The following is a 4,190-nucleotide window of genomic DNA, read 5'->3' on the forward strand; positions in this document are numbered from 1 at the left end:
CTTCAGCGGCGGCGTAGTGGAGATCCACTTCGCGGCGGGATCGTGATCCACCCCGCCGCGTGATCAGGTCGGGCGCGGCGGCGGGATCGTGATCCACCCCGCCGCGTGATCAGGTCGGTGCGGCGGCGGGATCGTGACCCCTCCGGGACGAGCACTGGCCGACGGCGCACTCTCCCGCGCATGCGCCGTCGATGCACCGAGTGCCGTAGGACGTTCGTGGCGGCGGCCTCGGCGATCGCGACCCAGTGCGTGTGCGGCCGGGCATGTCGTGGCGTGCGTGATCGGAAGCTGGCGCGTGAGCGCCGCCGCAGTGATCGCGATGGGGCACGCGCAGACGAGCGCGGGCGGCAGCGTGCAAGCCGCGATCGGCGAGCGGCGGTCTCCGGATGTCACGCGCCACCCTCGGCTCTCAAGTACCCGCTATCACGGGAAGAAGTGGGCGAATTCGTGGATCGAGCGCTGACTCGGTCACGCGCCACCCTGGTGCGAGATTTCCGAGGAGCTCTGGGGAGATACGCGGCGAAATCTGGCGGAGCGCAGGTCTCTGTCACGCCTGACCCTCGGCGCGCAAGTGGTGGCAGTGACGAGGGATTTCGTCGTAATCGTGGCGGAAGCAGTCACGCATGAGCCTGGACGCGACCTGCGCGCGGTGCTTGAAGTGCCCGCCATGCACGAGCCCGCCACCGCGACGCGCATGATCGAGATCGCGGCGCTCGGCGAGCGGCTCTCCGCGTTGCGCCTGTGCGACGCCGAGGCTCTCACGACGATCCGCCGCTCGCTCGAGCAGCACGGGCAGCTCGCCGCGCTGACGCTGTTCGCCGAGCGCGGCGGGCTCGAAATCATCGATGGCTTCAAGCGCCTCCGTGCGGCGCGCGCGCTGGGGTGGGCGACGCTGCTCGCGCGCATCGATGACGTCGGGGCCGTCGACGCGAAGCTGCGCCTGCGCGAGTTGCACGACCGGCGTGGGCTCACCGAGCTCGAGGAGGCATGGGTGGTGCGCTCGCTCTACCGCGAGGATCGGTTGCCGCAGCCCGAGATCGCGCGTCGGATGAATCGGCACAAGAGCTGGGTGTGGCGGCGGCTGATGCTGGTCGAGGCACTCGATCCGCTCGTGCAGACCGACGTGCGCCTCGGGCTGATCGCACCGCGCGCGGCGGTCGCGGTGAGCCGGTTGCCACGTGGCAACCAGCAGGCAGCGAGCGCCGTGGTGGTGCGCCGCGGCTTGACGGTCCGACAGACCGAAGCGCTGGTCGACGATGCCCTCGGTCAGCAGGACCTCGCCGCATGCGAGGCACTCCTCGCGCGCCGGCTCGACAGCCCCGCGAGCAGCAAGCCGCCGGGGCCGCGACCGGCGCGCCCGACACGCAGCGACGCCGACTGGATGAGCCTGGACATCCTGCGCGTGCACGAGATCGCGGCGCGGCTCGAAGCGCGCCTGTTGTCGACGCCGCTCGAGGTGTTCGCGCCACCCGCGGCGGCGCTGATGCGCGACGCGCTGGCGCGCCTGTCCCCCGTGCTGCGCGCGCTCGATGGAGTCATCGCTACCGTCACGGCGCAGGCGGAGGCGGCATGACCTCGACGTGGCGCAGCCGTGCGGAGCTCGCGCACCAGGTCACCCTGCTCGCGAAGCAGGGTGAGTCGCAGCGTGCGATCGCCCGCGCCGTCGGCGTGAGCCGCAACACCGTCCGCACGCTGCTCGCGGCGCACGCACAGGGCCGCGACACCGAGCACGTTGCGCTGACGCCACGCCCGACGCGCGCACCGCGTGCCGCGAAGACCGACGCATGGCAGTCGCGGATCGCCGAGCTGATGGCGAAGTTCGCCGACATCACCGCGCAGCGCGTGTTCGAGATGCTGCGCGCCGAGGGCTTCGACGGTGGCTACACCGGCGTGAAGCGGCACGTCCGCAAGATGCGCCCGCCTCCGAAGCCACCCCCGAGCCTGACCACGCCCGACTACGGGCCCGGCGAGATGTCCGAGAGCGACTGGTCGCCCTACGAGATTCGATTCACGACGGGCAAGACGGCGGTGATACAGGCACTGTCGTATGTGCTTGTCTCGAGCAAACGGAAGTACTTCGGACTCTATGAGTCGAATGATCTGCATGCGTTGATGGACGGGCACGACCGCGCGTTCGACCGGCTCGACGGCTGCGCACACGAGTGTAAGTACGATAGCCAGAAGCCGGTCGTGCTCCGCTGGGAGTGCAATCAGCCAATCTACAATCCGCGCTTCCTGGCGTTCTCGAGCCACTACGAGTTTCGTCCACTGGCCGTTCGACGCGGCCACCCCAACGACAAGCCGCGGACGGAGCGGTCGTTCTGGGAAGTCGAGCGCTCGTTCCTCAACGGCCGCGAGTTTCGCGACCTCGACGACATGCGCGTGCAGCTCGCGGACTGGCTCGAGCACATCGTCGACCACCGCAAGCTCAAGAAGCGTACTGCGCTCGATCGCTTCGCCGAGGAGCGCGACCACCTGGTCCCGCTGCCACGGCATCCCTACGACACGGCGCGCGTGGTCTACCGCGTCTGCGGTATCGACGGCTTCGTGGCCTGGGCCGGCAATCACTATGCCGTCCCCTACGACCATGTCACTGACATCCTGCCGCTGCGCATCACGCAGCGTGAGCTATTCGTGTACGCCGCCGACCTGCGGTGCGTCGCGCGCCATGAGCTCGCTCCGCGCGGCGCAGGCCTCCGGCTCGACCCCGCCGGGTTACACCCCGCGCCGAGTCGACGCAGCCCGGTCGATCTCGACCAGCTCCACATCGCCTTCGGAAACATGGGCGAGCACGCGACCGAATTCTTCCGCCTGATGAGCCTCGGTCCACCTCGGGTCTGGAGCGCGCAGGCCCGCCAGATCCTGCTCCTGCGCGAGCGCTACGCCACCGACGAGATCGATCTCGCGCTCGGTCATGCCACCGCGTTCGGCGCGCGCGACCACGCCACCGTCGAGCGCATCCTCGCCGCGCGGGCGCTGCCCCGCACGCTCGACGAGTACGTCGCCGAGGACACCGCGCGACGACTCGAAGCAACGCTCGGTCATGCCCGCACGGTGCCGCGTGACCTCACCGAGTACGACCGCCTCCCTCTCACCTCCGCGTCGCGGTCACGCACCCAGGAGACTCCCGCATGGCCAAGCGAAGCGACCCGCCCCGCCCCAAGCAGCGAGACTGCGGACGAAGCGACGATGACCCCGTCGTTGCCCGGCTCCGACGACACCTCGAATTCCTCGGATTGACCCGCACCCGCGACCAGCTCGACGAGCTCCTCGCGTGGTCCGCTCACGAGCGCCCCGGCGCCACCGCGCTCCTCGAGCACATCCTCGGCCTGGAGGCCGCGCACAAGCTCGAGCAACGCATCACGCGGCGTATCGACACCAGCGGGCTCGTCGAGCGCAAGTCGCTCGAGGCCTTCGACTGGGACTTTCAACCCAGCCTCGACAAGTCGCTCGTGCTCGAGCTCGCACGCCTCGACTTCGTGCGCCGCCACGACGACCTCGTGGTCACCGGAAACAACGGCACCGGCAAGAGCCACCTCCTCAAGGCCTTCGCCCTGCGCGCGTGCGAGCAAGGGCTCCACATGCGGTACGCGCGCTGCGTCGATCTGCTCGACGACCTCCACGCCGGCCTCGCCGATGGCACCTACGCACGCCGCCTCAAGGGCTGGGCGCGCCCGGCGCTCCTGATCATCGACGACGTCGGCCTCGGCCAGGTCAAGCGCCGTGCCGAGGAGCCGACAGCCGCGCACACCCTGTACAACCTCGTCGATCGTCGGCACGGCCACGCGTCCACCGCGGTCACCTCGAATATCGGGCTCAGCGACTGGGGCAAGTACCTCGGCGATGCCACCCTGACCGCCGCGATCCTCGACCGCCTCGCCATGCACGCGATCCGCATCGACATCCCCGGGCCGAGCTGGCGCCAGCACGTCGCCAAGACGCGCGCCGCCGAGCGCGCTCCGTCGACCTGAGCCCGGCCACGGGTTGGCTCCCGAACGCCGACCGTCGGGCCGGCTCTCCGGATCCCCCGACCCCACGCTTGCTGACCGCGAGCGTGGCTCCCGACCAGCGTCAACCCGCCGAGCGACGTGGATCCATTTCCCGCCGTCTCGGCGACGCCCGCCGCGACAGCAGCCATGGCTCCCGATCCTGCCGCGACCGGATCCCTGCTATCCCGCCGCCAAAGCGCG

Annotated in this window: 4 protein-coding genes; all 4 read left to right on the forward strand. The window is 70.1% G+C overall.

Annotated features, from left to right (window positions below):
* Positions 1 to 295 precede the first annotated feature (295 nt).
* The 4 genes from VE326_11000 (at position 296) to istB (ending at position 3,971) form a co-directional block, all read left to right on the forward strand.
* Positions 296 to 463, forward strand: a complete 168-nt coding sequence (locus VE326_11000; GenBank protein ID HYJ33736.1) for a hypothetical protein — start codon at positions 296 to 298, stop codon at positions 461 to 463.
* Between the two features lie 141 nt (positions 464 to 604).
* A complete protein-coding gene (locus VE326_11005) occupies positions 605 to 1,573 on the forward strand; it encodes a ParB N-terminal domain-containing protein (protein ID HYJ33737.1) in 969 nt (322 codons plus the stop codon).
* Entirely contained in the window at positions 1,570 to 3,240 is a 1,671-nt protein-coding gene (gene istA, locus VE326_11010; GenBank protein HYJ33738.1) for an IS21 family transposase, read from the forward strand. Before VE326_11005 ends, istA begins: the two co-directional genes overlap by 4 nt.
* Positions 3,237 to 3,971 (forward strand): IS21-like element helper ATPase IstB, encoded by a 735-nt coding sequence (gene istB / locus VE326_11015; GenBank protein ID HYJ33739.1) that lies wholly within the window; start codon positions 3,237 to 3,239, stop codon positions 3,969 to 3,971. The genes istA and istB overlap by 4 nt, the downstream gene beginning before the upstream one ends.
* Positions 3,972 to 4,190: the final 219 nt, after the last annotated feature.

The sequence above is a fragment of the Candidatus Binatia bacterium genome (assembly GCA_035631035.1).
Classification (GTDB): Bacteria; Eisenbacteria; RBG-16-71-46; order SZUA-252; family SZUA-252; genus DASQJL01.

Bases quoted from the DNA above. Each gene is read 5' to 3' on its own strand.
- istA (HYJ33738.1), top strand. From the start codon at position 1,570: ATGACCTCGACGTGGCGCAGCCGTGCGGAGCTCGCGCACCAGGTCACC.